General features: G+C 34.2%; 2 protein-coding genes. Both read right to left on the bottom strand.

What is annotated here, in order from left to right; all coding sequences use genetic code 11:
• A partial coding sequence (locus GSY74_RS07890; protein WP_164664557.1) for a protein kinase occupies nt 1-1,642 on the bottom strand: 1,642 nt, incomplete at its 3' end.
• Nucleotides 1,643-1,651: 9 nt separating this feature from the next.
• Nucleotides 1,652-2,276, bottom strand: a 625-nt coding sequence (locus GSY74_RS07885; protein WP_164664556.1) for a hypothetical protein, incomplete at its 5' end; no start/stop codon positions are given.

Raw genomic sequence — 2,276 nt, 5'->3', positions numbered from 1 at the left:
CTAACTCTTTACTATTTAAGACCTCTTCATAAAGTTTTTGAGCATCACCATACTGTTTATTAGAATACTCTATTTGAGCTAATATAAACTTTGCTTTCAAATGACCTTGTGATGCAGATTTTTTATACCAGTACTTCTCTTTTGGTTCGTTATTCTCTAATCCCATCATTCTTGCATAAAAAAACTGCCCCTCTAAATCATTTGTCTTTGCAGACTCATAGTACTGTTTTTTAGCATCCTTAAAATTTTTCCTTGACTCTGCAATTTGCCCTAGATATACTTTTGATTTAATATGACCTTGACTAGATGCAATCTCAAAATACTCTTCTGCCTCATCTATAGCACCACTATCAAGTAGCTCTTTACCATCTTTAAAAGCTTTATCTGCTGATATTTGTATAATTTGTTCTTTAGATGTCTCTGTTATATTTGACTCTGCTGTAACAACAGTAGCTATCTTTTTAGCATTTGAACTATTGGTATCTTCACTCTCTTTGATACTACTCTCTTTTTGAGCCTCCTCTTGCAGACAACTCTCACTCAACACACAAAAAGCTCCAGCAGATGCGAAAAGAAGAGTAAAAATACCAACAGCCACTATCCCCTTGTTACTCTTTTTTTCTGTAGGGGAAATAGATTGCTCTATTGACTCATCTCTAACTACTGTCTGTTCGCCCCTTGATTCTCTTCTCTCCTCTTGGATAGGTTGTGTTGAAGTCTCCTCCATCGTTCTATCCGCATTGTTAATCCCAACAAAAGCCTCTATCATCTCAACAGCACTTTGGAATCTATCTTTTGCATTAATAGCTAAGGCTTTTAAAATGAGCTGTTTAAATTCATCACTATAATAAGAGCTATCCATAGGAGCCAAAGGGTCAACATCTCCAGAATAGACAGAAGTAGCTCTGTCTATAGAGGGTGGAATATCAGCAGAGTCAAAATTTGTAACTAGCTTATATAGCACCATCCCCAAAGCATAAATATCAGTCCAAGGACCCTGCATAGCACTACTTCCATACTGCTCTGATGGTGCATAAGGTGGAGTCAAAACAGCATTGATACTCTCTGATTTTCGAGCAAAATCAATTCTTGCCGCTCCAAAATCTATTAAAATTGGAGTACCCTCTTTAGTCAAAAAGATATTATCAGGTTTTATATCTCTATGTAGTATCCCTTTGGAGTGTGTCTCTCTTAACCCTTCTAGTATTGGAACCATTAGGCTTAAAAGTTGCTCTTGGCTCACCTCTCCACCCATATCTTCAAGATAATCACCTAGTGTAATACCATCAACAAAAGGCATAACAAAGTAGGCAGTATTGTTCGCCTCAAAAAAGTCATTTATTCCTACAATATTGGGGTGTTTAAACGAAGCCAATATCTTGGCCTCACTCAAAAACTTCTCTAATCCAAACTGATAATCCTCTATATTATCTTGACTCGTTACTGTAATAGAGATACTATCTCTATCTCTAACAGCCATAGAGACAGGCATATACTCTTTGATGACCACTATGGTCTCTAGGTGAATATGTTTAGCTTTATAGGTAATTCCAAATCCACCCTCTCCAAGCTTAGTAAGAATCTCATAACTCCCAAGCTTGTATCCAATCTCTAAAATATTGCTATATTCACCATTTTTCATTATTAGCCCCTACATGAAATCTGGAGAATTTCTTCTCTTCTGTTTTGGATTATCTAAAAGTGCTATTGTTTTATCTTTTTCTTCTTTTGCCTTTTTATTAGGATTTAATGTAGCACTTATATAAGATATTTCTTTTGTACCTTTGTTTACTTCATTATTTGCTTTTTCTATTAAGTCATCCTTCAACATATTATTAGCCATTTCAAAAATATCTTTTTTGGATTTAGAAAGAGTACCTTTACTATTTTCTTCTGCGAACATATCCATTTTAACTTTTACATCTTTCTTTTGTTGTGAAGTAACAAGAGTCTTTTCTCTGTATTCTATTGTTTTATCTTTCACCTCATTTGCTTTTTTATTATACTCTTCTCTTGTTTTTTTTGTCTCTTGTTTTCGTTTAGCTTTACTTTTTGTTTTCTTCTTTACACTTTTATTATAAGCAATAATAGTCTCTTCATCTTGCTCTGCTAACTCCTCTTTTTCCACTACCTTATTATATAGAGCTATCATCTCTCTTTTAGCTCTATCTAACTCTGCCTTATGCTCCTCTATTTCTCGTAATCGCCTATTATCTTCCGTAATTTTTGCTATTAATCTTTGATACTCTAATAGTTTTTCAACATTTTTATCCTTT

Origin of the sequence: Sulfurovum sp. bin170, from assembly GCF_010892395.1 — a bacterium.
Lineage (GTDB): Bacteria > Campylobacterota > Campylobacteria > Campylobacterales > Sulfurovaceae > UBA1140.
The sequence above is the reverse complement of the archived record's forward strand: the minus strand, read 5'-3'. Positions and strand labels throughout refer to the sequence as shown.